Source organism: Alcaligenes sp. MMA (assembly GCF_020907215.1).
GTDB classification, from domain to species: Bacteria; Pseudomonadota; Gammaproteobacteria; order Burkholderiales; family Burkholderiaceae_B; genus Alcaligenes; species Alcaligenes aquatilis.
The window spans coordinates 861,950-884,551 of the sequence record NZ_JAJJPP010000001.1 but is presented as its reverse complement, the minus strand read 5'-3'; the positions used below and the strand labels follow the sequence as shown (position 1 = coordinate 884,551).

Annotated in this window: 17 protein-coding genes; 8 read left to right on the top strand and 9 right to left on the bottom strand. The window is 57.1% G+C overall.

Features of this window, described 5'->3' with window-relative positions:
* Positions 1 to 88 precede the first annotated feature (88 nt).
* The 7 genes from purF to aceE form a co-directional block, all read right to left on the bottom strand.
* The gene (purF, locus tag LNA76_RS03975; protein WP_094196827.1) at positions 89 to 1,573 is read right to left on the bottom strand and encodes an amidophosphoribosyltransferase; all 1,485 of its coding nucleotides are present in this window, start codon (positions 1,571 to 1,573) and stop codon (positions 89 to 91) included.
* Between the two features lie 23 nt (positions 1,574 to 1,596).
* Entirely contained in the window at positions 1,597 to 2,085 is a 489-nt protein-coding gene (locus LNA76_RS03970) for a CvpA family protein (protein ID WP_094196828.1), read from the bottom strand.
* Positions 2,082 to 2,927: an SPOR domain-containing protein gene (locus LNA76_RS03965; protein ID WP_094196829.1), complete on the bottom strand. Its 846-nt coding sequence runs from the start codon at positions 2,925 to 2,927 to the stop codon at positions 2,082 to 2,084. The genes LNA76_RS03970 and LNA76_RS03965 overlap by 4 nt, the downstream gene beginning before the upstream one ends.
* Before the next feature lie 38 nt (positions 2,928 to 2,965).
* Complete coding sequence (folC, locus tag LNA76_RS03960; protein WP_121738972.1) at positions 2,966 to 4,357, bottom strand: bifunctional tetrahydrofolate synthase/dihydrofolate synthase; 1,392 nt, start codon at positions 4,355 to 4,357, stop codon at positions 2,966 to 2,968.
* Positions 4,358 to 4,449: 92 nt separating this feature from the next.
* Positions 4,450 to 6,222: a dihydrolipoyl dehydrogenase gene (lpdA, locus tag LNA76_RS03955; RefSeq protein ID WP_230017998.1), complete on the bottom strand. Its 1,773-nt coding sequence runs from the start codon at positions 6,220 to 6,222 to the stop codon at positions 4,450 to 4,452.
* 9 nt (positions 6,223 to 6,231) lie between these two features.
* On the bottom strand, positions 6,232 to 7,920 hold the full coding sequence (aceF, locus tag LNA76_RS03950) for a dihydrolipoyllysine-residue acetyltransferase (protein ID WP_230017996.1): 1,689 nt from the start codon (positions 7,918 to 7,920) through the stop codon (positions 6,232 to 6,234).
* A gap of 11 nt (positions 7,921 to 7,931) precedes the next feature.
* A complete protein-coding gene (gene aceE / locus LNA76_RS03945; protein WP_094196833.1) occupies positions 7,932 to 10,640 on the bottom strand; it encodes a pyruvate dehydrogenase (acetyl-transferring), homodimeric type in 2,709 nt (902 codons plus the stop codon).
* Positions 10,641 to 10,907: 267 nt separating this feature from the next.
* On the opposite strand from aceE, the gene LNA76_RS03940 reads away from it, so the two are divergent.
* From LNA76_RS03940 to LNA76_RS03920, 5 genes are read left to right on the top strand one after another with little or no spacing between them, the layout of a single operon-like run.
* Positions 10,908 to 12,665 (top strand): PAS domain-containing sensor histidine kinase, encoded by a 1,758-nt coding sequence (locus LNA76_RS03940; protein WP_094196834.1) that lies wholly within the window; start codon positions 10,908 to 10,910, stop codon positions 12,663 to 12,665.
* Complete coding sequence (locus tag LNA76_RS03935; RefSeq protein ID WP_094196835.1) at positions 12,662 to 13,285, top strand: response regulator transcription factor; 624 nt, start codon at positions 12,662 to 12,664, stop codon at positions 13,283 to 13,285. The genes LNA76_RS03940 and LNA76_RS03935 overlap by 4 nt, the downstream gene beginning before the upstream one ends.
* On the top strand, positions 13,286 to 14,149 hold the full coding sequence (folD, locus tag LNA76_RS03930) for a bifunctional methylenetetrahydrofolate dehydrogenase/methenyltetrahydrofolate cyclohydrolase FolD (protein WP_230017994.1): 864 nt from the start codon (positions 13,286 to 13,288) through the stop codon (positions 14,147 to 14,149).
* 15 nt (positions 14,150 to 14,164) lie between these two features.
* The gene (locus LNA76_RS03925; RefSeq protein ID WP_121738976.1) at positions 14,165 to 16,237 is read left to right on the top strand and encodes a M3 family metallopeptidase; all 2,073 of its coding nucleotides are present in this window, start codon (positions 14,165 to 14,167) and stop codon (positions 16,235 to 16,237) included.
* Between the two features lie 15 nt (positions 16,238 to 16,252).
* The gene (locus tag LNA76_RS03920; RefSeq protein ID WP_230017992.1) at positions 16,253 to 16,864 is read left to right on the top strand and encodes an SCO family protein; all 612 of its coding nucleotides are present in this window, start codon (positions 16,253 to 16,255) and stop codon (positions 16,862 to 16,864) included.
* Between the two features lie 209 nt (positions 16,865 to 17,073).
* On the opposite strand, the gene fusA is transcribed toward LNA76_RS03920, so the two are convergent.
* Positions 17,074 to 19,191 carry an elongation factor G gene (gene fusA / locus LNA76_RS03915; protein WP_230017990.1) on the bottom strand — a complete coding sequence of 706 codons (2,118 nt, stop codon included), beginning with the start codon at positions 19,189 to 19,191 and terminating at the stop codon, positions 17,074 to 17,076.
* 120 nt (positions 19,192 to 19,311) lie between these two features.
* Between fusA and LNA76_RS03910 the strand changes: the two genes are divergently transcribed.
* The 3 genes from LNA76_RS03910 (at position 19,312) to LNA76_RS03900 (ending at position 20,964) form a co-directional block, all read left to right on the top strand.
* Entirely contained in the window at positions 19,312 to 20,154 is an 843-nt protein-coding gene (locus LNA76_RS03910) for an SGNH/GDSL hydrolase family protein (protein WP_230017989.1), read from the top strand.
* Positions 20,105 to 20,527, top strand: a complete 423-nt coding sequence (locus LNA76_RS17980) for an SGNH/GDSL hydrolase family protein (protein ID WP_326833653.1) — start codon at positions 20,105 to 20,107, stop codon at positions 20,525 to 20,527. Before LNA76_RS03910 ends, LNA76_RS17980 begins: the two co-directional genes overlap by 50 nt.
* 83 nt (positions 20,528 to 20,610) lie before the next feature.
* On the top strand, positions 20,611 to 20,964 hold the full coding sequence (locus LNA76_RS03900) for an ArsR/SmtB family transcription factor (RefSeq protein ID WP_094196841.1): 354 nt from the start codon (positions 20,611 to 20,613) through the stop codon (positions 20,962 to 20,964).
* 133 nt (positions 20,965 to 21,097) lie between these two features.
* On the opposite strand, the gene LNA76_RS03895 is transcribed toward LNA76_RS03900, so the two are convergent.
* Positions 21,098 to 22,483, bottom strand: a complete 1,386-nt coding sequence (locus tag LNA76_RS03895) for a dihydrolipoyl dehydrogenase (RefSeq protein ID WP_230017984.1) — start codon at positions 22,481 to 22,483, stop codon at positions 21,098 to 21,100.
* Positions 22,484 to 22,602 lie beyond the last annotated feature (119 nt).

Genomic DNA, 22,602 nt, shown 5'->3' with positions numbered 1-22,602 from the left:
TTAAAACACCCCAAAGCTTGGACTGGCGTCCAGCTTTGGGGTATAGCTCAGAAAAGCAGATTTTCTATTCAACTAAGCGGTTAAGCGATCAATCCGTCACGTCCGGCACTTCACGACCGCTTTTGCGGCCTTCCGCCAGCAAATTCAGATAAGCCTCGTCCACATCACCCGTCACATACTCGCCACTAAAGCAGGAGGACTCAAAACCGGCAAAACGTGGGTTCAAATCGCGCAGGGATTGCTCCAGATCGTGCAGATCCTGGTAGACCAGACCATCCACACCGATTTCCTTGGCAACCTGATCCACATCACGCCCCGTGGCAATCAGCTCGGACACGGTAGGCATATCAATGCCGTATACGTTCGGAAAACGCACAGGTGGCGCTGCCGAGGCAAAGAACACCTTGTTCGCACCGGCAGCACGAGCCATGTCCACGATCTGGCGGCTGGTTGTGCCACGCACGATGGAGTCATCCACCAACAGCACGTTCTTGCCCTGGAACTCCATGGGAATGGCGCTCAGTTTCTGACGCACAGACTTCTTGCGCACTTCCTGGCCGGGCATGATGAAGGTGCGACCTACATAGCGGTTCTTGATGAAACCTTCGCGGTAGTTCAGATTCAGATGAGCCGCCAGCTGCATGGCCGATGGACGGGCCGAGTCAGGAATAGGCATCACCACATCAATATCAGCCAGACGCAGATTCTTGGCAACGTTCTCGGCCAGGTACACACCCATCAACAAACGCGCGTCGTACACCGACACACCATCGACCGTCGAATCGGGACGGGCAAAGTATACGTATTCAAAGACACAGGGATTCAGGCGCGGGTTCTCGGCACACTGGCGGCTGCTGAGATTGCCATCCAGATCAATGATGATGGCCTCGCCGGGCTCCACATCACGAACCAGCTCAAAGCCGCAACCGGTCAAGGCCACGGACTCGGAGGCAACCATCCACTCCTCGCCCTTGGGGGTCACGTTGCGGCCCAGGCACAAAGGACGAATCCCGTTCGGATCGCGAAAGGCAACCAGACCAAAGTTTGCAATTTGCGACACCACGGCGTAAGCACCACGAGCACGACGGTGCACGGCGGCCACGGCGTCAAACACCTCGTCCTGAGACAGCTCAGGACCGGTAGCAGCACGTTGCAGTTCGTGCGCGTACACATTCAGCAGAACCTCGGAGTCCGAGTTGGTGTTGATGTGGCGACGGTCAATGGTAAATAGCTCTTCACGCAGTTCACGCCAGTTGGTCAGATTACCGTTGTGAACAAAGCTCAGACCAAAGGGGGCATTGACGTAAAACGGCTGCGCCTCCTCCACGCTCTGGCTAGAGCCTGCAGTGGGATAACGCACATGGCCAATACCGCTATTGCCTGGCAAAGAGCGCATGTTGCGGGTACGAAATACGTCCCGCACCAGCCCAAATGCCTTGTGCATGCTGAAGAACTGGTCGTGCCAGGTCGCCAGCCCCGCTGCATCCTGCCCGCGATGCTGCAGCAAGAGCAAACTGTCATAGATCAACTGATTTACAGGGCTGCGCGCAACAACCCCTACAACTCCACACATGATTGGTTCCCGTTAGTGTGTTCTCAATAAGGCAGCCATTCTGCCAGAGACGGCGGCAGCATGGCCTTAATCGATTGCACCGCGCGGATCGCAGGTTCGGCCAACTTAGCCTGCTCCCACCACGGCTCTTTCGGTAAATCGGTATGTCCGGCCAGGATGACCAGAATCAGCACCAGCAATACCCCGCGGGCCAGCCCAAACAAGCCACCCAGCCCATGATCGGCAGGTGTCAAACCCGTTTGTTCTATCAGGCTGGCCAGCAGCATATTCAACAAACCCACCAGCAACAAGACCATAAAAAAAACGGCTCCGTAGGCCAAAGCCGTACGTAATAAGCCGTTTTCTATCCAGACTTGTATCCAACCTGATGTGCGTGGCCCCCACCAGATTGCGGCCATGAAAGCCAGCAAATAGGCGCTGAGCGAAAGAACTTCCTTGATCAATCCGCGTATCAGGCCCAGCAGGCCTGATACGCCCACAATTCCAAGGACGATATAGTCGAAGCTGCTCACTTAGCCGAGATAAAACTGTTCTCGTAACCGAGCGAGCGCAAGCGGGCCTGAGCTGCCTGAGCCGCTTCACGGGTGGGGAATGGTCCCACACGCAAACGATAGGTTGGCTTGCCACCGCTTTGTGCCGTTTCTACATAGGCATTGGTCACACCGGCCGATACCAGCTGATCACGACGCGACTGGGCATCGTTCTGGTTGGAATAGGCGACAATCTGCAAAATGAAATTGCCTTGCTGCGCTGCGGGTTTGGTGGCAGCTGCAGGGGCAGGCTTGTTGGGTACACGGCCTTCGAGCAGGGCCAGCGCATAGGAGCCATCATCCGTACGGCCGTTTTGGGCAGGCGCTGGAGCAGGCTTGGGTTTTTCAACAGGTTTGGGCTTTTCGACCGGTTTGGGCTGCTCTGGAGGCGTTGTCACCGGCGGTGGTGCTGTCGGCGTGCTTGGCGTGGTCACATGAGCAGGATCCGTTTCAAGGCCGGGATTGACCACAGCCAGACCACCATTTGTGCTGGTGGAGGGATCAGTCACCGGTGGCTCGTCGGGCTGCTCGATAACAGGCGTTGGGGTGTTCTCTTGCACGACTAACTCGCCAGGGCGAGTTTGCGCCGCGCCCTGCCCCGTTGTCTGACCAATAGGGCCCAAGGCCAGAGATTGCTCGGGCTCGGGTGGCGTTTTGTCGGCAGTCAGCATAGGCACCAGCACAACCACGGCCAGAACCAGAGCCAACGCACCGATCAGACGGCGGCGAGCCCGTCCACGCAGTTCCGATAATTGTGAGTCGCTAGAAGCACTAGCGCGGCGACCCGACGATGAGGAAGTATCGTTACGTGAAAATAAACCCATGAGCCCCAGACCTATGAAATAAGCAGTCTTACCGATATTCAGGAAGATGAACGGTCGTTTGCGGCTTCAAGTATCGGCCCTACTGTCGCAAACGAGCCAAACACAACAATTCTATCATTGTCACTGGCCTCTTTTAATGCCGCCTCGTAAGCAAGCCGAGGACTGTTGTAACTGGATACGACCGCTGACGCTTTACTGACCGAAGCCCGTGCAACAGGTCGAACGCCCGGGCGATGTGAACTGGATTCGGCCTCGGGGGCCAGAACATCGTCAGGCGTCTGACCACTGGCCAGAACGGTGTGCACATGATTGGCCAATTCCTCGCCCGACATGCTGCGTGGTCCTTCCAAACTGGCGCACATCCAATGATCGATACGCGTGGCCATGCGGGCAATCACGCCATCCACATCCTTGTCCTTGTACATGCCCACAACCGCAATCGTCTTGGGGTAAGGCGGCATATTGTCCAGATTCTGCGCCAAGGCCGCCGCCGCATGCGGATTATGCGCCACGTCAAAGATCACGCAAGGCTGACCAGGCTGAATCTGGAAACGGCCAGGCATGTGGGCACGCAGCAAACCGGCGCGTACCGCTTGCGCAGGCACGGCCAAGCGGGGATGCAAGGATTCCAGCGCAGCCAATGCTGCAGAAGCATTAAGCAATTGGTTTGCGCCACGCAAGGCCGGGTAAGCCAATGCAGCGCGGCGCTGATTACGGCCACCGTAGGCCCATTGCTGACGGTCGCCGGAATAGTTGAAATCTTTGCCAAACAGCCACAACTGGGCACCAATCTCCTGGGCATAATCCAGCATGGTCTGTGGCGGCACGGGATCGGCGCAAATGGCGGGACGATCCGCACGGAAAATATGAGCCTTTTCCCAAGCAACCTGCTCTCGGGTATTGCCCAGGTATTCAGCATGATCAATATCAATGCTAGTAATGATGGAACAGTCCGCATCAATGATATTGACGGCATCCAGTCGGCCACCCAAACCCACTTCCAGCACCGCGACGTCAACGCGCTGCTCCTGGAACAGCAACAAGGCCGCCAGCGTGGAGAATTCAAAGTAAGTCAGTGTCAGGTCGCCCCGGGCTTCATTGATACGGGCAAATTGCGCCGTAATCTGGGCATCCTCGGCCATCTCGCCATTTAAACGAATGCGCTCGTTGTAGCGCACCAGATGCGGAGAGGCATACACACCCACCTTATAGGCCGCCGCCAGCAAAATCGCTTCCAGCATGGCGCAGGTCGAGCCTTTGCCGTTGGTGCCGCCCACCGTGATAACGACGGAATCCAATTTGATGTTCAGACGTTGGGCAACCTCGCGAATCCGGCCTAGGCCCAGATCAATGGCCGAAGGATGCAAAGTTTCCAAATAGGACAGCCAGTCACTCAGCGAGGAGTCGGCTTTCAGAACAGGATGAGTCATGGACAACACCAATTACAAAATAAAAACGGCAGGCGCTGATGATAGCACCTGCCGTGATCCAATACGCCTTAACTATCAGGCCAATACTGGTATTACTTGCGACGGGCTGGCGGCAAGTCCGTGCACGTCCCTTCGGCAACGGCAGCCGCCTTGCTGACCGACTCGCACAAGGTGGGGTGCGGGTGGATGGATTTGGCCAGATCGACCGGGTCCACACCCATTTCGATAGCCAGCACCAGCTCGCCAATCAGCTCGCCCGCATTGGTGCCGACGATGCCGCCACCCACAATACGGTGGGTTTCCGCATCGAACAGAACCTTGGTAAAGCCTTCATCACGGTTGTTCGCAATTGCGCGACCGGATGCAGCCCAAGGGAACACGCCCTTCTCGACCTTGATACCGTCTTTCTTGGCCTGATCTTCGGTCAGACCCACCCAGGCGATTTCCGGATCGGTATAGGCCACCGAAGGAATCACACGAGCATCAAAGAAGGATTTTTCGCCGGCGATGACTTCAGCAGCCACGTGGGCTTCGTGTTCGGCCTTATGTGCCAGCATGGGCTGGCCCACAATGTCGCCAATCGCATAGATGTGCGGCACGTTGGTGCGCTGTTGCTTGTCAACCGGGATGAAGCCACGGTCTGTAACCTGCACACCAGCTTTCTCGGCACCGATCTTCTTGCCATTGGGCGAGCGGCCCACGGCTTGCAGAACCAGGTCGTAGCGTTGTGGCTCGGCCGGAGCGTTCTTGCCTTCGAAAGTTACCCAGATGCCGTCTTCGCGGGCTTCGGCAGCCACCGTGCTGGTTTCCAGCATCATGTGGTCAAAGCGATGCTTGTTCATCTTCTCCCACACCTTGACCACGTCGCGGTCTGCACCCGGCATCAGGCCGGTTTGCATTTCCACCACGTCCAGGCGTGCGCCCAGAGCCGAGTACACCGTACCCATTTCCAGACCGATGATGCCACCGCCTACAATCAGCATGCGCTTGGGCACAGACTTCAGTTCCAGCGCACCGGTGGAGTCCACCACGCGTGGATCGTCAGGCAAGAATGGCAGTTTTACCGACTGACTACCGGCAGCAATAATGGCCGAACCGAACTTGATCACTTTCTTGGTGCCGTCGTTGGCGGTCACTTCGATGTGATTGGGGTCCAGGAACTGGCCATTACCGACCACAACCTGGACCTTGCGGCCCTTGGCCATACCGGCCAGACCACCGGTCAGCTTGCCGATGACCTTGTTCTTGTAGTCGCGCAGCGCATCGATGTCGATTTGCGCTTCGCCGAACTTGATACCGTGTGTGGCCAGGGACTTGGCCTCCTCGTAGACCGCCACAGTATGCAGCAAGGCCTTGGAAGGAATACAACCCACGTTCAGACACACACCACCCAGAGTGCTGTAGCGCTCGACCAGAGCCACTTTCAGGCCCAGATCAGCCGCACGGAAGGCCGCGTTGTACCCGCCTGGGCCAGCGCCCAGAACAAGCACATCCACGGAGTCATCCGCAGCACCCTGATGGCTGGCCGCCTGCGGAGCAGGTGCCGAGGCCGGAGCAGCAGCGGCAGGCGCAGTTGCCTGCGGCGCTTCTTCTTTGGCGGGTGCCGCAGCGGGAGCCGTCTGGCCTTCCGCTGCTTCGATCTTGGCAATGGCCGAACCCTGGGAGACTTTGTCACCCACCTTGACCAGCAATTCCTTGATCACCCCCGCCTGAGCGGCAGGGATTTCCATCGAGGCCTTATCGGACTCCACGGTGATCAGGCTTTGCTCGAGCTCGACCGTATCACCGACCTGCACCAGCACTTCGATGACATCTACTTCACCGGAGTCGCCGATATCCGGGACCGTCAGATCAATCAGACTCATGACAACTCCTTACAGTGCAATACGACGGAAGTCGGCCAGCATCGTTGCCAGGAAGGCATTGAAACGGGCAGCCGAGGCACCATCGATAACGCGGTGGTCGTAAGACAGGGACAGCGGCAGCATCAGGCGTGGCGCAAATTCCTTGCCATTCCAGACGGGCTGCATGGAGGAACGTGACAGACCCAGAATGGCCACTTCGGGCGCATTGATAATGGGTGTGAAATCCGTACCACCAATACCACCCAGCGAGGAAATGGTGAAGCAACCGCCTTGCATCTGGGCTGCGCTCAACTTGCCATCGCGGGCCGCAGCAGCCAGTTCGCCCGTTTCACGAGCGATATCCAGAATGCCTTTCTTGTCGGCATCACGAATGACCGGCACAACCAGACCGTTAGGCGTATCCGCCGCAAAACCGATGTGGTAGTACTGCTTGAGCACCAGATTGTCGCCATCCAGCGAAGCGTTGAATTCGGGGAATTTCTTCAGGGCCGCCACGGCAGCCTTGATGACAAAAGCCAGCATGGTGACACGAGCGCCGGACTTCTTGTATTCCTCGTTCAGCTCTTTGCGAAGGGCTTCAAGAGAGGTAATGTCAGCCACTTCGTTATTGGTGACATGAGGAATCATGACCCAGTTGCGATGCAGGTTGGCACCCGAAATTTTCTTGATGCGCGACAGAGCCTGCGTTTCGACTGGGCCAAACTTGGCAAAATCAACCTTGGGCCAGGCCAGCACATCCAGACCGCCGACCTGAGCCGCCGTACCGGCTGCAATAACCGGAGCAGCGCCGCCAGCCATGACTTGCTTCACAAAGCCACGCACGTCGTCAGCCGTAATACGACCTTTATCGCCCGAGCCATGAACCTTGGCCAGATCCACACCCAATTCACGCGCAAATTTACGCACACTCGGTGAGGCGTGGGGCAGATTACGTAATGAGCCTTCTGCTTGAGCAAAGGCAGCCGTAGGCGAGACACGCTCTGGAGCCGGTGCGCCGGCACCGACCACGACCGAGGAGCTGGCCGCAGGCGCAGCAGCGGCAGCGGGAGCGGCAGGAGCGGATTCAGCTTTAGGAGCAGGAGCGGCTTCGGCCTTGGCCGGTGCAGCGGCAGCACCTTGCACGGTCAGTTCCAGAATGTCGCTACCCTGGCTGACCTTGTCACCCAGCTTCACTTTGATGGCCGTGACCACGCCAGCATGGGAGGACGGCACCTCCATGGAAGCCTTGTCCGATTCCACGGTGATCAGGCTTTGGTCCACTTCGATAGTGTCACCCACTTGAACCATGATTTCGATTACGTCCACATCACGGGCGTCGCCGATATCAGGTACTTGAACCGTTACTTGCTGTTCACCACCCGCCGCAGCGGTTGCGGCGGCGGGCGCCGCTTCAGCCTTGGAAGCAGGCGTGGCCTCGGCCTTGGCAGGCTCAGCGGCAGGCGCTGCCTGCGCACTTTCGGCGGCTTCCAGTTCCAGAACCAAGCTGCCTTCCTTGACCTTGTCACCCAGTTTGACCTTGATGGACTTGACCACGCCAGCGTCAGACGATGGGATTTCCATGGAGGCCTTGTCGGACTCCACCGTAATCAGGCTTTGCTCGACCTCAATGGTCTCGCCTTCCTTGACCAGGATTTCGATCACTTCGACAGCGTCGTCAGCACCGATATCCGGGATTTTGACTTGAATGATATTGCTCATGATTCAGTCCCTTATGCGTGCTGCGGGTTGGCCTTGGAAGGATTGATGCCGTATTTGGCAATCGCCTCGGACGCTTTGCTGAACGGAATCTTGCCTTCTTCAGCCAGCGCGCGCAGAGCAGCCAACACCACGAAGTGACGATCAACCTCAAAGTGCTCACGCAGCTTGAAGCGGTAGTCGGAACGACCAAAGCCATCGGTACCCAGCACTTTCAGTGTGCGGTTCTTAGGCACGAACGGACGAATCTGGTCACCAAAGGCCTTGATGTAGTCGGTAGAGACCACGATAGGACCGTCGGTGTTTTGCAATTGGGTCGTCACGTACGGTACAGGCAGATCCTTGCCTTCCGGATTCAGCAGAGCGGCACGCTCGCAATCCAGACCATCACGACGCAGTTCAGTAAAGCTGGTGACACTCCAGACATCGGAGCCAATGCCCCAGTCTTTTTCCAGCAGATCTTGTGCCGCGATCACTTCGCGCAAAATCGTACCCGAACCCATCAGTTGAACACGCAGCTTGCTGTCCTTGGCAACCGACTTGAACTTGTACATGCCACGCAGGATGCCGTCTTCATCGCCTTCGACCAAACCAGGCTGAGCGTAGTTCTCGTTCATCAAGGTGATGTAGTAGTACACATCTTCCTGGTCCTGCACCATGCGCTTCAAACCATGCTGCATGATGACAGCCACTTCGTGAGCGAAGGTGGGGTCATAGGATATGCAGTTAGGAATCAGCGAGGACTGAATATGGCTATGACCATCTTCGTGCTGCAGACCTTCACCGTTCAGGGTGGTGCGACCGGCGGTGCCGCCCAGCACGAAACCACGTGCCTTCATATCACCGGCTGCCCAGGCCAGATCGCCAAAGCGCTGGAAGCCGAACATCGAGTAATAGATGAAGAACGGGATCATGATGCGGTTGTTGTTGGAGTACGACGTGGCCGCCGCAATCCAGGAGCTAAATGCACCCTGCTCGTTAATCCCTTCCTGCAACAACTGACCGTTGGCCGTTTCGCGGTAGTACATGACCTGATCTTTATCGACCGGGGTGTACTTCTGGCCTTCAGGCGCGTAAATACCGATCTGACGGAACAGACCTTCCATACCAAAGGTACGGGATTCGTCCGCCAGGATAGGCACAGCACGAGGCCCCACCTGTTTGTCGCGCAGCAAAGTATTGAGGAAACGGACAAACGCTTGCGTCGTGGAGATCTCACGGCCCTCGGCAGTGGCTTCCAGCATGGGCTTGAACGCGTCCAGTGTCGGCACGGTCAACTGCTCGTCCGCCTTGTTGCGACGCTTGGGCAGGTAGCCACCCAAGGCTTGACGGCGGGCATGCAGGTACTGCATTTCTGGAGAGTCTTCCGCTGGCTTGAAGTAAGGCAGCTCTTCCAGTTTGTCATCAGGAACCGGGATGTTGAAACGGTCGCGGAATTCGCGTACGGCGTCCAGATCCAGGCTCTTTTGTTGGTGCGACGGGTTCTTGGCTTGGCCCACGTGGCCCATGCCGTAGCCCTTGATGGTCTTGGCCAGAATAACGGTAGGCTGACCTTCGTGCTTGGTGGCGGCATCAAATGCAGCGTACACCTTATGAGGATCGTGACCGCCACGGTTCAGGCGCCAGATGTCCTCGTCGCTCATGCGGCTGACCATTTCCAGCAGCTTGGGGTGCTTGCCAAAGAAGTGCTCGCGAACGTAGGCGCCATCATTGGCTTTGTAGGCCTGATATTCGCCGTCCACGGTTTCTTCCATGACCTTGCGCAGGATGCCTTCCTTGTCGCGGGCCAGCAAGGGATCCCAGTAACCGCCCCAGATCAGTTTCAGCACGTTCCAGCCAGCACCACGGAAGGTCCCTTCCAGTTCCTGGATGATTTTGCCGTTACCACGTACAGGGCCGTCCAGACGCTGCAGGTTGCAGTTCACGATGAAAATCAGGTTGTCCAGCTTTTCACGTGCCGCCAGACCAATGGCGCCCAGGGATTCGGGTTCGTCCATCTCGCCGTCGCCCAGGAACACCCAGACTTTACGGCCGCTGGTATCAGCAATGCCACGGGCATGCAGGTACTTCAGGAAACGGGCCTGGTAGATCGCCATCAATGGGCCCAGGCCCATGGATACGGTGGGGAACTGCCAGAATTCGGGCATCAGCTTGGGATGCGGGTAGGACGGCAAGCCTTTACCATCAACTTCCTGACGGAAGTTGTTCAGCTGCTCTTCGGAGATACGACCTTCCATGAAGGCGCGGGCGTAAATACCGGGCGAGGAGTGGCCCTGGAAGAACACCATATCGCCGCCGCGATCTTCGGTTTCAGCGTGCCAGAAATGGTTTTGACCGCAGCCGATCATGGTGGCCAGCGATGCAAACGAGGCAATGTGTCCGCCCAAACCACCGCCATCGGGAGGAGTTTCGCGGTTAGCGCGCACGACCATGGCCATGGCGTTCCAGCGAATGTAGGAACGGATACGCTCTTCGAGCACCAGGTTGCCGGGGTGGGCAGGTTCCAGACCGGGAGGGATCGTGTTCTCATAAGCCGTGTTGGGCGAGAACGGAATGTGAGCGCCGGAGCGACGGGCCAGATCGATCAGCTTTTCGATCAGATCATGGGCACGGGCCGGGCCTTCACGGTCCACCACCGCCTCCAGGGCGTCAAGCCACTCTTTTGTTTCTAGGGCTTGGTCTTGACTGACCTGAGCCGAACTATTGTCTTGGGTTGAGGACATATAGTGTCTCCATATATGTGGTAGTAGTCCGGTCTTGTTCGACGCTGAGCCGCCCCTCTAAGAAGAAGTAAAGCGATCCTGACCGAAGCGGGTATTGCGGACTGTGAGCGTTCAAGGCGGGGTACGCCTGCACCAAACCATTCTAGGAAAGAACACAGAAAGGCTCAAGCAAAATTTCATTTTATGGTATGTGTTTTCATAATACGAAATATCACTAAAAAAAATAGCCCTACATTACAATCCAGCCATACTTCTTTTCTTGCTGTTATGGCTACTCATCCCAAAAAGTCTCTGATCCCTTCAACCTTTTATGATCAGGCTAAGCAGAATCGGCGTGGATTCTATTGGCTGACACCGGTTGTCGTGCTGTTTCTCTACCTCTGTGTCATGGGGGTATTCCTGTGGCTGCAGCGTTTGCAAAACGATAGCGTCATGTTTGTGACCATCGATCAGGAAACGCGCCAGCAACGCCTGATGATGGTAATTCTGGCCCTGTCTCTGGTGATTGTGGTCAGCTTGCTGGCCCTGTGGCGCTATACCCGCTTTCGCACCCACGCCGAAGCCGCCCAGACTGCCGAGACCGGTTTCCGACGCGCCATGGAGAACTCCATGTCCACGGGGATGCGCGTGTTTGACATGCAAGGCCGCATTGCCTATGTGAACCCGGCTTTTTGTCGAATGATTGGCTGGAACGAAGCCGATCTGGTGGGTCGTACCGCCCCCTTCCCTTACTGGTTACCCGGCCGCCATCAACAGCATCAGGAAACCCTGGATCTTTTGCTGTCGGGCCGAACACCCAGCAGCGGTCTGGAAGTGGAGGCCCAGCGCCGTGATGGTTCGCGCTTTACGGCCCGTATGTATGTTTCGCCCTTGCGTGCTCCCAATGGAGAACAGATTGGCTGGATGACCTCCATGACAGACATCACCGAGCCCAAGCGCATTCGCGAGGCCCTGACTGCGGCGCACGAGCGCTTCATGACGGTGCTGGAAGGTCTGGATGATGCCATCTCCGTGGTGGCCGATACCTCCGACGGTCTGGAGCTGCTGTTTGCCAACCGCACCTATCGTCGCTTCTTCGGCGCCCAATCCAATGGTCACGCTGAATTGCTGGGTGGCCGCCTGGGCCGCTTCACCGATGAAACCGTTGAGATTTACTCCGAATCGGCGGCCCGCTGGTTTGAAGTTCATCACCGCATGCTGGCCTGGACCGATGGCCGCCGGGTACGCCTGCAAGTGGCGCGTGACATTACTGATCGCCGCAAGCACGAAGAAGCCTCACGCATTCAGCAGGAAAAAGTTCAGTTGACCAGCCGCCTGACCACGATGGGCGAGATGGCCTCCTCGCTGGCACACGAACTGAACCAGCCACTGACCGCCATCAATAACTACAGCATGGGCGCTGTCGCCATGTTGAAATCTGGCCGCTACCAGCCTGAAACCCTGCTGGCTGCACTAGAGAAGGCTGCCCAGCAAGCCGAACGTGCGGGCAAGATCATCAGCCGCATTCGTGAATTCGTGAAGCGCAGTGAGCCACGCCGCGTCCGCGTCAAAGTCATGCGTATTGTAGAAAATGCCGTCGGCTTTGCCGAAATCGACGCCCGCAAGCGCCAGATCGAGATTGAACTGAGCATTCCGGACCCCGTCCCTGACGTCATTGCCGACCCCATTCTCATAGAACAGGTATTATTGAATCTGCTCAAAAATGGGATCGAAGCCATGGAGCACAGTGAACATCATGTGCTTCAATTGGTGATTACCCAACAGGAATCGCTTTTGGAGATGGCCGTCATCGATCGCGGTCATGGCTTGAAAGACCCCGAGCGCCTCTTTGAACCGTTTTACAGCACCAAGTCCGAAGGCCTTGGGATGGGCCTGAACATCTGTCGCACAATTATTGAATCGCATCACGGCCGCCTATGGGCAGTCGGCAATCCAGAGGGTGGAACGATTTTCCGTTTCAGTCTACCTTGTGCGGCACCTGATGTAGTGGACACCCTTGATAACAAACTGGAGATACCCGAATGACCAGCCCGCAAATGCCATGCACCATTTACGTAGTCGATGACGACGAAGCCGTACGGGACTCCTTGCGCTGGCTCTTGGAAGCCAATGGCTACCGGGTCCGCTGCTTTGCATCGGGCGAAGAGTTTCTGGGCGCCTACGATCCTACCCAGGTCGCCGTCCTGATTGTGGACGTGCGCATGCCCGGCATGAGCGGCCTGGAGCTTCAGGAAGCCCTGATCACTCGTAAATCGAATATCCCGATTGTGTTCATTACCGGCCACGGTGACGTGCCCATGGCCGTGAGCACCATGAAGAAAGGCGCGATCGACTTTCTGGAAAAACCCTTTAATGAAGCCGATCTGCGCACGATTGTCAGCCGCATGATCGAGCAAGCTACCGCACGTGCCTCGCAAGCGCAGGCACAGAAAAGTCAACAAGAAGTCCTGGGCCGCCTGACAGCGCGCGAGCAGCAAGTGTTGGAACGCATTGTTGCTGGCCGCCTGAACAAGCAGATTGCCGGGGACTTGAATATCAGTATTAAAACTGTCGAAGCGCATCGCGCCAATATCATGGAAAAACTGGAAGTCACTACGGTTGCCGACCTCATGAAAATCGCCCTCACCAAGTCCGAGGATGCGTAAATGAGTGCTCGCATTATTGATGGAAAAAAGCTGTCCACCGCTATCAAGGCGGACGTTGCAGAACGCGTTGCCAAACTGAAGCAAGCCCAAGGCATTCAAGCTGGTTTGACCGTGGTACTGGTCGGAGAAGATCCGGCCTCCCAAGTCTATGTACGCAACAAGGGTCTGGCATGTGAAGCCGCCGGCCTGAAATCCGACATCATCCGCCTGCCGGCCAACACCACCGAAGCCGAGCTGCTGGCCCTGATCACTCGTTTGAATCAGGACAGCTCGGTACACGGCATTCTGGTTCAACTGCCCCTGCCCGCCCATCTGGACGAGCACAAAGTCATTGAAACCATTGCGCCCCACAAGGACGTGGATGGTTTTCATGTCAGCAATGCCGGCATGCTCATGACGGGCAAACCCCTGTTTGCCCCCTGCACGCCCTACGGCGTCATGAAGATGCTGGAATCCGAAAACGTGACGCTGCGTGGAGCAGAGGCCGTCGTCGTGGGCGCCAGCAATATTGTGGGCAAACCCATGGCCATGCTCTTGCTGGCTGCAGGCGCGACCGTCACTCTCTGTAATTCCAAAACGCGGGACCTGGCCGCCCAGACCCGCCGTGCCGATGTACTGGTTGCCGCCGTAGGCCGCCCCGGCATCATTACTGGCGATATGGTCAAGCCCGGTGCTGTCGTAATCGACGTCGGTATCAATCGTGGCGCCGATGGCAAACTGTGTGGTGACGTGGATTTTGCCAGCGCCAGCGAAGTGGCCTCAGCCATTACGCCCGTACCCGGTGGCGTGGGTCCCATGACCATTGCCATGCTGCTGGTCAATACCTTGGAAGCGGCCGAACGCTCGGCCAACATCAGTCTTTAAATTAATCAACGGTTTATGACGACAAATCCCTTACTGGTTCCTATCGACAGTCTTATTGACTATCCCGCCATCCAGCCCGAGCACATCGAGCAGGCGGTGGACCAACTGCTGGCCTTGGCCCGCCAAGCCATAGACACAGTCTCCAACGACGATAGTGAACCCAGTTGGGACAATATCGTCGAGCCCATCACCGACGCCACCGAAACCTTGTATCGCGCCTGGTCGGTGGCCGGTCACCTGAACTCGGTCATCAATACGCCCGAGCTGCGTGCGGTGTACAACCAGTGCCTGCCACGCATGAGCGAGTTCTCGACCTGGGTAGGCTTGAACCGTCCTTTGTTCCTGCGTTACCAGGCTCTGGCTGACAGCCCAGCCTTTGCCGCCCTGACGCCCCAGCGCCAACGTATCATTACCCTGGCCTTGCGCGATTTCCGCCTGAGCGGTGTGCAACTGGAAGGTCAGGCACGTGAAGACTACGCCCGCATTTCCGAAGAGCTGGCGCAAACCTCGCAGCAGTTCTCCGAGCATGTACTGGATGCCATTGATCAGTGGTATTACCTGGTCACTGACCAGGCCGAGCTGGACGGCATCCCGGACGACGTGCTGGCCGCTGCCCAACGCGCTGCGCAAGAAAATGATCAGCAAGGCTGGCGTCTGACGCTGAAAATGCCTTGCTACCTGCCTGTCATGCAATACGCTCGCAACCAGACCTTGCGTGAGCTGATGTACCGGGCCTACACCACCATTGCCTCCGAACAAGGCGATGCCCAATTTGATAACTCCCAGGCCATTGAAACGTTGCTGGACCTGCGTGCCCAGGAAGCCAACCTGCTGGGTTTTGCCAGCTACGCCCATATGCGTCTGGAAACCCGCATGGCCGACACCCCAGAACAGGTGATGAGCTTCTTGCGTGATCTGGCCGCCAAAGCCCGTCCCTACGCCCGCCAGGATCTGGACGAGCTGCAAGCCTTCGCTCAACAAGAACTGGGCCTGGAAACCCTGCAAGCCTGGGATGTACCGTTCAGTGCCGAGCGCCTGCGCGAACAGCGCTACGCCTATTCGGAAGACGAGGTCAAACAGTACTTCACGGAACCTGCCGTTCTGAGTGGCCTGTTCAAAGTCATCCAGCGTTTATTTGACGTGACACTGCGTGCCGTCGATATCCCAGCCTGGCATCCTGCCGTGCGCCCTTTTGAAGTGATTGCCTCCGATGGCAAGGTCCTGGGTTATCTGTACATGGACCTGCACGCCCGTCAAGGCAAACAAGGCGGCGCCTGGGTCGATAGCGAACGCAGTCGTCGCCGTCTAGGTGAAACGCTGTGTCTGCCGATCGCCTACCTGGTGTGCAACTTTGCCGAACCTCAGCCTGGCCGCCCTGCGCTACTGACGCATGATGATGTGATCACCCTGTTCCACGAATCCGGCCACGCCCTACACACGCTGCTCTCGCGGGTAGACGATCCGGCTGCCTCGGCCTTCTCCGCCGTGGAATGGGACGCCATCGAGCTGCCCTCGCAGTTCATGGAAAACTTCTGCTGGGAATGGCCCGTCGTGCAGATGCTGACTGCCCACGTGGAAACCGGCGAGCACCTGCCCCGTGCGCTCTACAACAAGCTGAACCTGGCCCGCAACTTCCAGAGCGGCATGCAAATGGTGCGTCAGCTGGAGTTCTCCCTGTTCGACATGCTGATCCACTCGCGTGACAGCGGCCTGAGCATTGATGCCGTCATGGAAATTCTGGATCAGGTTCGCCAGGAAGTCGCCGTGCTGTTCCCGCCTGAGTGGCACCGTTTCCCGCATCAGTTCTCGCACTTGTTTGCGGGTGGCTATGGCGCAGGTTACTACAGCTACAAATGGGCCGAAGTCCTGTCCGCCGATGCCTACTCGGCCTTTGAGGAAAAAGCCTATACCCACTCGGATGGAGCACGTGATACCCTCGACAGCAATACGGGCCATCGCTTCTGGCGTGAGATTTTGTCCGTAGGGGGCGAGCGCCCCGCTGCCGACTCCTTCCGTGCTTTCCGTGGCCGCGACCCTTCGATTACCGCCCTGCTTCGTCACAGCGGGCTCACTCCAGAGCCAGCCTAAACCCAGAGGACGTCCATGACACCCAGCCCAGTAAAGTCCATTCTTGTCTTGTTTAAACAGTTTGGCCTGACACTGGCGCTGGGCCTGTTCCTGCTAGGCAGCGCTGCCGCTGCCAATCTGCATCCCGTACGCGGCTTCCTACCCGATCTGCGCTTTTCCCTGCAAGCCGCTGGTTCCAAAACACTAACCCAGGATGACTTCAAAGATAAAGTCGTCATGATGTTTTTTGGCTATGCCAGTTGCCCGGATATCTGCCCCACCACCTTGGCCCAGCTTGGGCTGGTCATGGAAGAACTGGGTAACGATGCCGAACAGGTACGCATCATCTTTGTCAGTGTGGATCCCCACCGCGATACGCCCGACTCCCTGGCCCGTTATATAGCCGCCTTTGACGGCAAGCACACGACAGGGCTGACAGGCTCTGAAAAGCAGATTGCCGATCTGGCCCGTCGTTACCGGGTCGCATTCCAGATTGAAAAACCCGATCCCAACGCGCCCGAGAACTACGAAGTCTCGCACAGCCGTGGTGTGTATATTTTCGATCAGCAAGGCAGGGCGCGGTATCTGGCACCCGACACCGAATCGGTGCAGGTTCTGGCGGACGGGGTACGCAGTCTGCTGAACTAAGCAGGCTTGGCCCTGAATCAAACCGCACATCAGACTGGCCAGCAGCGACAACAACAACAACAACAACAACAACAACAACAACAACAACAACAACAACAACAACAACAACAACAACAACAACAACAACAACAACAACAACAACAGGCAAAGCATCAGGGGCGGGGGTTCCCGTGCCTGGTTAGACACAGGAAAACCCGCCCCCTTTGTCATCAGCCTCCCTGTCGTGTGCTCTGACGTTCTGCCACCAGATCCTGCACCATGGACCTGGGCACTTCCGCGTAGCGTTTGAACTCCATGCTGTACGTTGCACGGCCCTGGGACATGGAACGCAGCGTGGTGGCATAACCAAACATCTCGGACAAAGGCACTTCCGCCTTGATCAGCTTGCCCGCCCCCACCATATCATCCATACCCTGAACCATGCCCCGACGGCTGGACAGATCACCCATCACATTGCCGGCATAGTCTTCAGGCGTTTCCACTTCCACCGCCATCATAGGCTCCAGGATCACGGGTGAAGCCTGTTTGGCCGCTTCCTTGAAACCGAAGATCGCCGCCATCTTGAAGGCTTGCTCGGACGAGTCCACGTCGTGGTAGGAACCGAAGGTCAAGGTGACTTTCACATCCACCACGGGATAGCCCGCCAGCACACCACTGTTCAAGGCCTCCAGCACACCTTTTTCCACTGCCGGAATGTACTCACGCGGAACCACCCCGCCCTTGATGGCATCGACGAACTCAAAGCCCTTGCCCGCCTCTTGCGGCTCCAGGGTGAAGACCACATGGCCGTACTGTCCTTTACCGCCGGACTGACGCACAAACTTGCCTTCGACATCACGCACGGTCTTGCTGATGGTTTCGCGGTAGGCCACTTGCGGTTTGCCCACATTCGCTTCCACACCGAACTCGCGCTTCATGCGATCCACAATAATCTCCAGATGCAGCTCGCCCATACCGCCAATAATCGTCTGGCCCGATTCCTCGTCCGTGCTGACACGGAAAGACGGATCTTCAGAAGCCAGACGCGAGAGCGCAATCCCCATCTTTTCCTGATCGGACTTGGTCTTGGGCTCCACGGCCTGACGAATCACCGGCTCGGGAAACTCCATGCGCTCCAGCGTGATGATGGCCAAAGGATCACACAAGGTTTCCCCTGTGCTGACCTCTTTCAGGCCAACACAGGCGGCAATATCACCCGCATGCAGTTCATCGACCTCATGTCTGTCATTGGCATGCATCTGCACAATCCGGCCAATACGCTCTTTCTTGCCACGGCCCGGAATATAGACGCTATCCCCCTTGGCCAGCACACCGGAATACACTCGCACAAAGGTTAGCTGGCCGACATACGGGTCCGTCATCAGCTTGAATGCCAATGCTGAGAACTTCTCATTGTCGTCAGATTGGCGAGTGACGATTTCACCGGCCTCGTCCAAACCCTGCACAGCGGGCACATCCACAGGGGAAGGCAGCAGCTCCACCACCGCATCCAGCATGCGTTGTACCCCCTTGTTCTTGAAGGCCGAACCACACAGCATGGGCTGAATCTCTCCGGCAATGGTGCGCAAGCGCAGGCCCAACGTAATCTGGGCCACGCTTAAGTCACCCGTTTCCAGGTACTGATTCATCAGCTCTTCATTGGCCTCTGCCGCCGCTTCCAGCATGCGCTCGCGCCACTGTTTGGCCGGGGCCTGCAGATCATCAGGGATGTCCTCAAAACTGAATTTCATGCCCTGAGAGGCCTCGTCCCACACAATCGCTTTCATCAAGCGCAAGTCGATCACGCCTTTGAAGCCATCTTCAGCCCCCATAGGGATCACCACAGGCACAGGATTGGCCTTGAGTCGATCCACCATCATCCGACGTACGCGAAAGAAATCCGCCCCCACACGGTCCATCTTGTTGACGAAAGCCAGGCGCGGAACCTTGTACTTGTTGGCCTGACGCCAAACCGTTTCAGATTGCGGCTGTACCCCGCCGACAGCGTCATACACCATGACCGCGCCGTCCAGCACGCGCATGGAACGTTCCACCTCGATGGTGAAATCCACGTGGCCGGGGGTGTCGATGATATTGATACGGTGCTCGGGCAGCGAGCCATCCATGCCTTGCCAAAAGCAGGTCGTGGCCGCCGAGGTAATGGTGATGCCACGCTCCTGCTCCTGACTCATCCAGTCCATGGTGGCCGCCCCGTCATGCACTTCCCCCAGCTTGTGACTGACGCCGGTGTAGAAAAGAATGCGCTCGGTTGTCGTGGTCTTGCCGGCATCAATATGTGCCGATATACCGATGTTCCGATAGCGAGTAATGGGGGTATGGCGGGCCATGATAATTCCCTTGAAGTCCTTATACCTTGCGCAACAAGGCAGTTGGGCTCCTGTTTATTTCAGTGGTTGATAATCATCTAATAGTACGCCTACAATCGTACTATTAACAAGGAATTTTCTGTGCACCACTTATCTCAAGAACACTCAAAGTCATCCCACTGGATTGCCACCTGGACCGCCAGCACCCAACCGCTCTGGGGCGAAGAACTACCTTTCCCAAACAATATGGCAGCGCTAAGCGGCCAACAAACGGTGGCCTTGAGGTTGCGCGTCAGCTTGGGTGGGAAGCGTTTAAGACTGCTTTTTTCCAACGAATACGGCACACAGCCACTGATTCTGGGCCCGGTCAGTGTGGCACTTGGCTCGAACACACAGAAGCACCAGACACTACTGTTTTCCGCTCAACCACAGGCCGTTATTGCTGCGGGTAAAACGTTGCTCAGTGATCCGCTCGAGCTGGATATCCCCGATTTGGCCAGCCTATTTGTACGCTTCTATCTGCCCCAGCGTTGTCCCGTGTCCAGCTTTCATTGGGATACGAGGCGTACTGTCACCCTCCTGCCCGGCAACCAGACCTTGGTCGAGCACGTTGATTCTTGCACAGGCACCGAGATCACCGCCCTGCCTGTACTCGGCGCCGCCTGGGTCGAAACCAGCACAAACCGCAGCGTGGTGGCCGTCATTGGGGACTCTTTGGTTGATGGCAATGGCGTATCCATCGATAGTGATCAACGCTGGACAGATCATCTGGCAAAACACTTGGTGCCGCATGGCGTCGCAGTCGTCAATGCAGGGCAATCTGGCTCCCGGCTGCGACAAAATGGCATAGGCATAAGCGCCAAGATCCGTTTTGAACGTGATGTCTTAAACGTCCCTGGCATCCGACTGGGCATCCTCCAGGTCGGCCTAAACGATCTGGGTTGGCCGGGCACGCCGCTGGAACCGGACACAGCCCCCCCCTAGCGCAGCAGTTCTGATTACGGCCTATCAAGACCTGATTGCTCAAGCCCATGCCAAGCACATCCCACTAGTAGGACTGACCTTAACGCCCTTCAAGGGAGCCTTTGGCGGCTCACCCTTCGATGCCTTCTTCACCCCAGAGAAAGAAGCCATCCGACAAGCGCTGAATACCTGGATGCGTAGCAGCCAGGAATTTGATGCCCTTATCGATCTGGACACGTTGCTACGCGATCCGCAAGACCCGCAACGCCTGCGAGCGGCTCTGGATGTGGGCGATCACCTGCATCCTCATAATCATGGCAATCAATTAATTGCCGAATCCATCTCCATAAAAACGCTGCTTTCGCTACTGCAGCGTTCAGAAATCACAGCATAAGCAGTAGCAAGGGCGACTAATAGGCAGGAGACGGTACGTGGACACAGGTACAATCACTGCGACGAATCAAGACAGGACTTTACATGCTTCCCAATCATCCCGAGCGCGCACAGATTCGCTTGGAAAATGTGCTCACGGCCCTGGGCAATCCTTTGCGCCTGGCCGTTGTACGCGCCTTGGCCTCGGAAGGCGAACGCGCGTGTGGCTCGCTGCTGCAAGGCCAAACCAAATCCACCATGACCCATCACTGGCGTGTATTGCGCGATAGCGGCGTGATCTGGCAACGACCCTCTGGACGGGAAAACCTGTTGTCTCTACGTAAGGACGATCTGGAGGCACGCTTTCCCGGCCTGCTGCATTCCTTGCTAGGCGCACTGGAACATGACCCGGTAACCGAGGCGACCACCGCGCAACATCTGCAAAACGCCGCTAAATAATAAAAATGCCCTGAAAATCAAACTGCCCGCCCAAGGTCGGATCAGCATCCAAGCTTTGGCGGGCAGTTCAAATACAGGATCAAGATTCCCGGGGCAAAAACCCGAGAAGGAAATCAACCCCATTCAGATGAGCTTACTTGCCTCGCACGGCAGATTGAGCCTGACGCAAGGCCGTACGCAGACCCTCTTCCAATACAGGATGATAGAACGGCATCGCCAGCATCTGATCCAGTGTCAGCCCCATCTGCAAGGACCAGGCCAGCAAATGAGCGATATGTTCGGCTTGAGGCCCGACCATCTCGGCCCCAAGGAACTTGCCCTCCTTGTCTGCATACACATGCAGCAAGCCACGGTTGACCAACATCACGCGGGCACGGCCCTGATTGCCAAAATTCACACTACCCGTCACTGCACCTTCTGGCAGCGACTTAAAGGGTGTGCCAACCACGGCCACCTGCGGATCACTGAACACCACCGCCATGCGGGCACGACGCGCCATAGGCTCGTCCTGGCCATTGCTGGCGGCCTGCAAGGCGGCCAGACGACCATCATCTGCCGCCTCGTGCAAGATAGGTGCGCGCTGGTTCACATCGCCCGCCAGATAGATAGAGGTGCCTTTCAATTGCAAGCTGTCCAGGTCAAAGACCACCCGCCCTTTGCTATCCCATTGAGCAGGGGTATTGTCCAGGCCTAAATTATCCAACTGCGGTCTGCGGCCTGCTGCTCCCAGCACGTAATCGTAATCCTCGACCCGTTCCTTGCCGTCCACCTGCAAACGCACGCGTGCCTTGCCATTGACGACTTCGCTGCCCAGTACAGCCACATCCGCGCGAATATCCAGTTCCTGACTGAAGATTGCCCTTCCCGCTTCACGCACTTCGGGATCGGAAAGCCCGGCCAGACTCTGACTACGGTTGATGATGGACACCTTCACGCCCAAGCGCGCCAGCGCCTGGCCCAGCTCCAGACCAATGACACCGGTGCCCACGACCAGCACACTTTCTGGTACATCCGTCCAGTCGAAAATCTCTTCGTTACTGATTAACAAAGCCCCCAACGGCTCCAGCTCCTTGGGGCGCACCGGCGTGGAACCGGTAGCAATAATCACGTGTCCTGCAGTGATACGGGTATGGTCGTCCACTTCCAGCACATGCTCGGACACAAAGCGGGCATGGCCACGCACTTTATCCTGGGAATCAAAACCTTCCACATCGTCCACCACAAACTGCACAAAGCGATCCCGTTCGCGGCGCACGCGGTCCATAACCTCTTTGCCTTCAATGCGGATATTGCCATCCACGTGAACACCAAAGGGAGCGGTATGGCGGGCATGATGGGCGGCATCGGCCGCTGCAATCAGCAGCTTGGATGGCATGCAGCCAACGCGTGCGCACATGGTGCCATAAGGGCCTGATTCGATCATCAACGTTCGTTTGCCGGCTCGTTTGGCCGTACGATACGCTGTCATACCTGCTGTCCCTGCTCCAATGACGGCAACATCACACTGAATTTCTTTCATCACCACTCCTTGAGTCCATACTCAGGCAATCAGGGGCCTGATGACCTACCTGACGGCCCACTCTACAATGTGCAGAATTGACTCTTTCAATCATAACGCAGTCCCCTTGCACTGCCCCA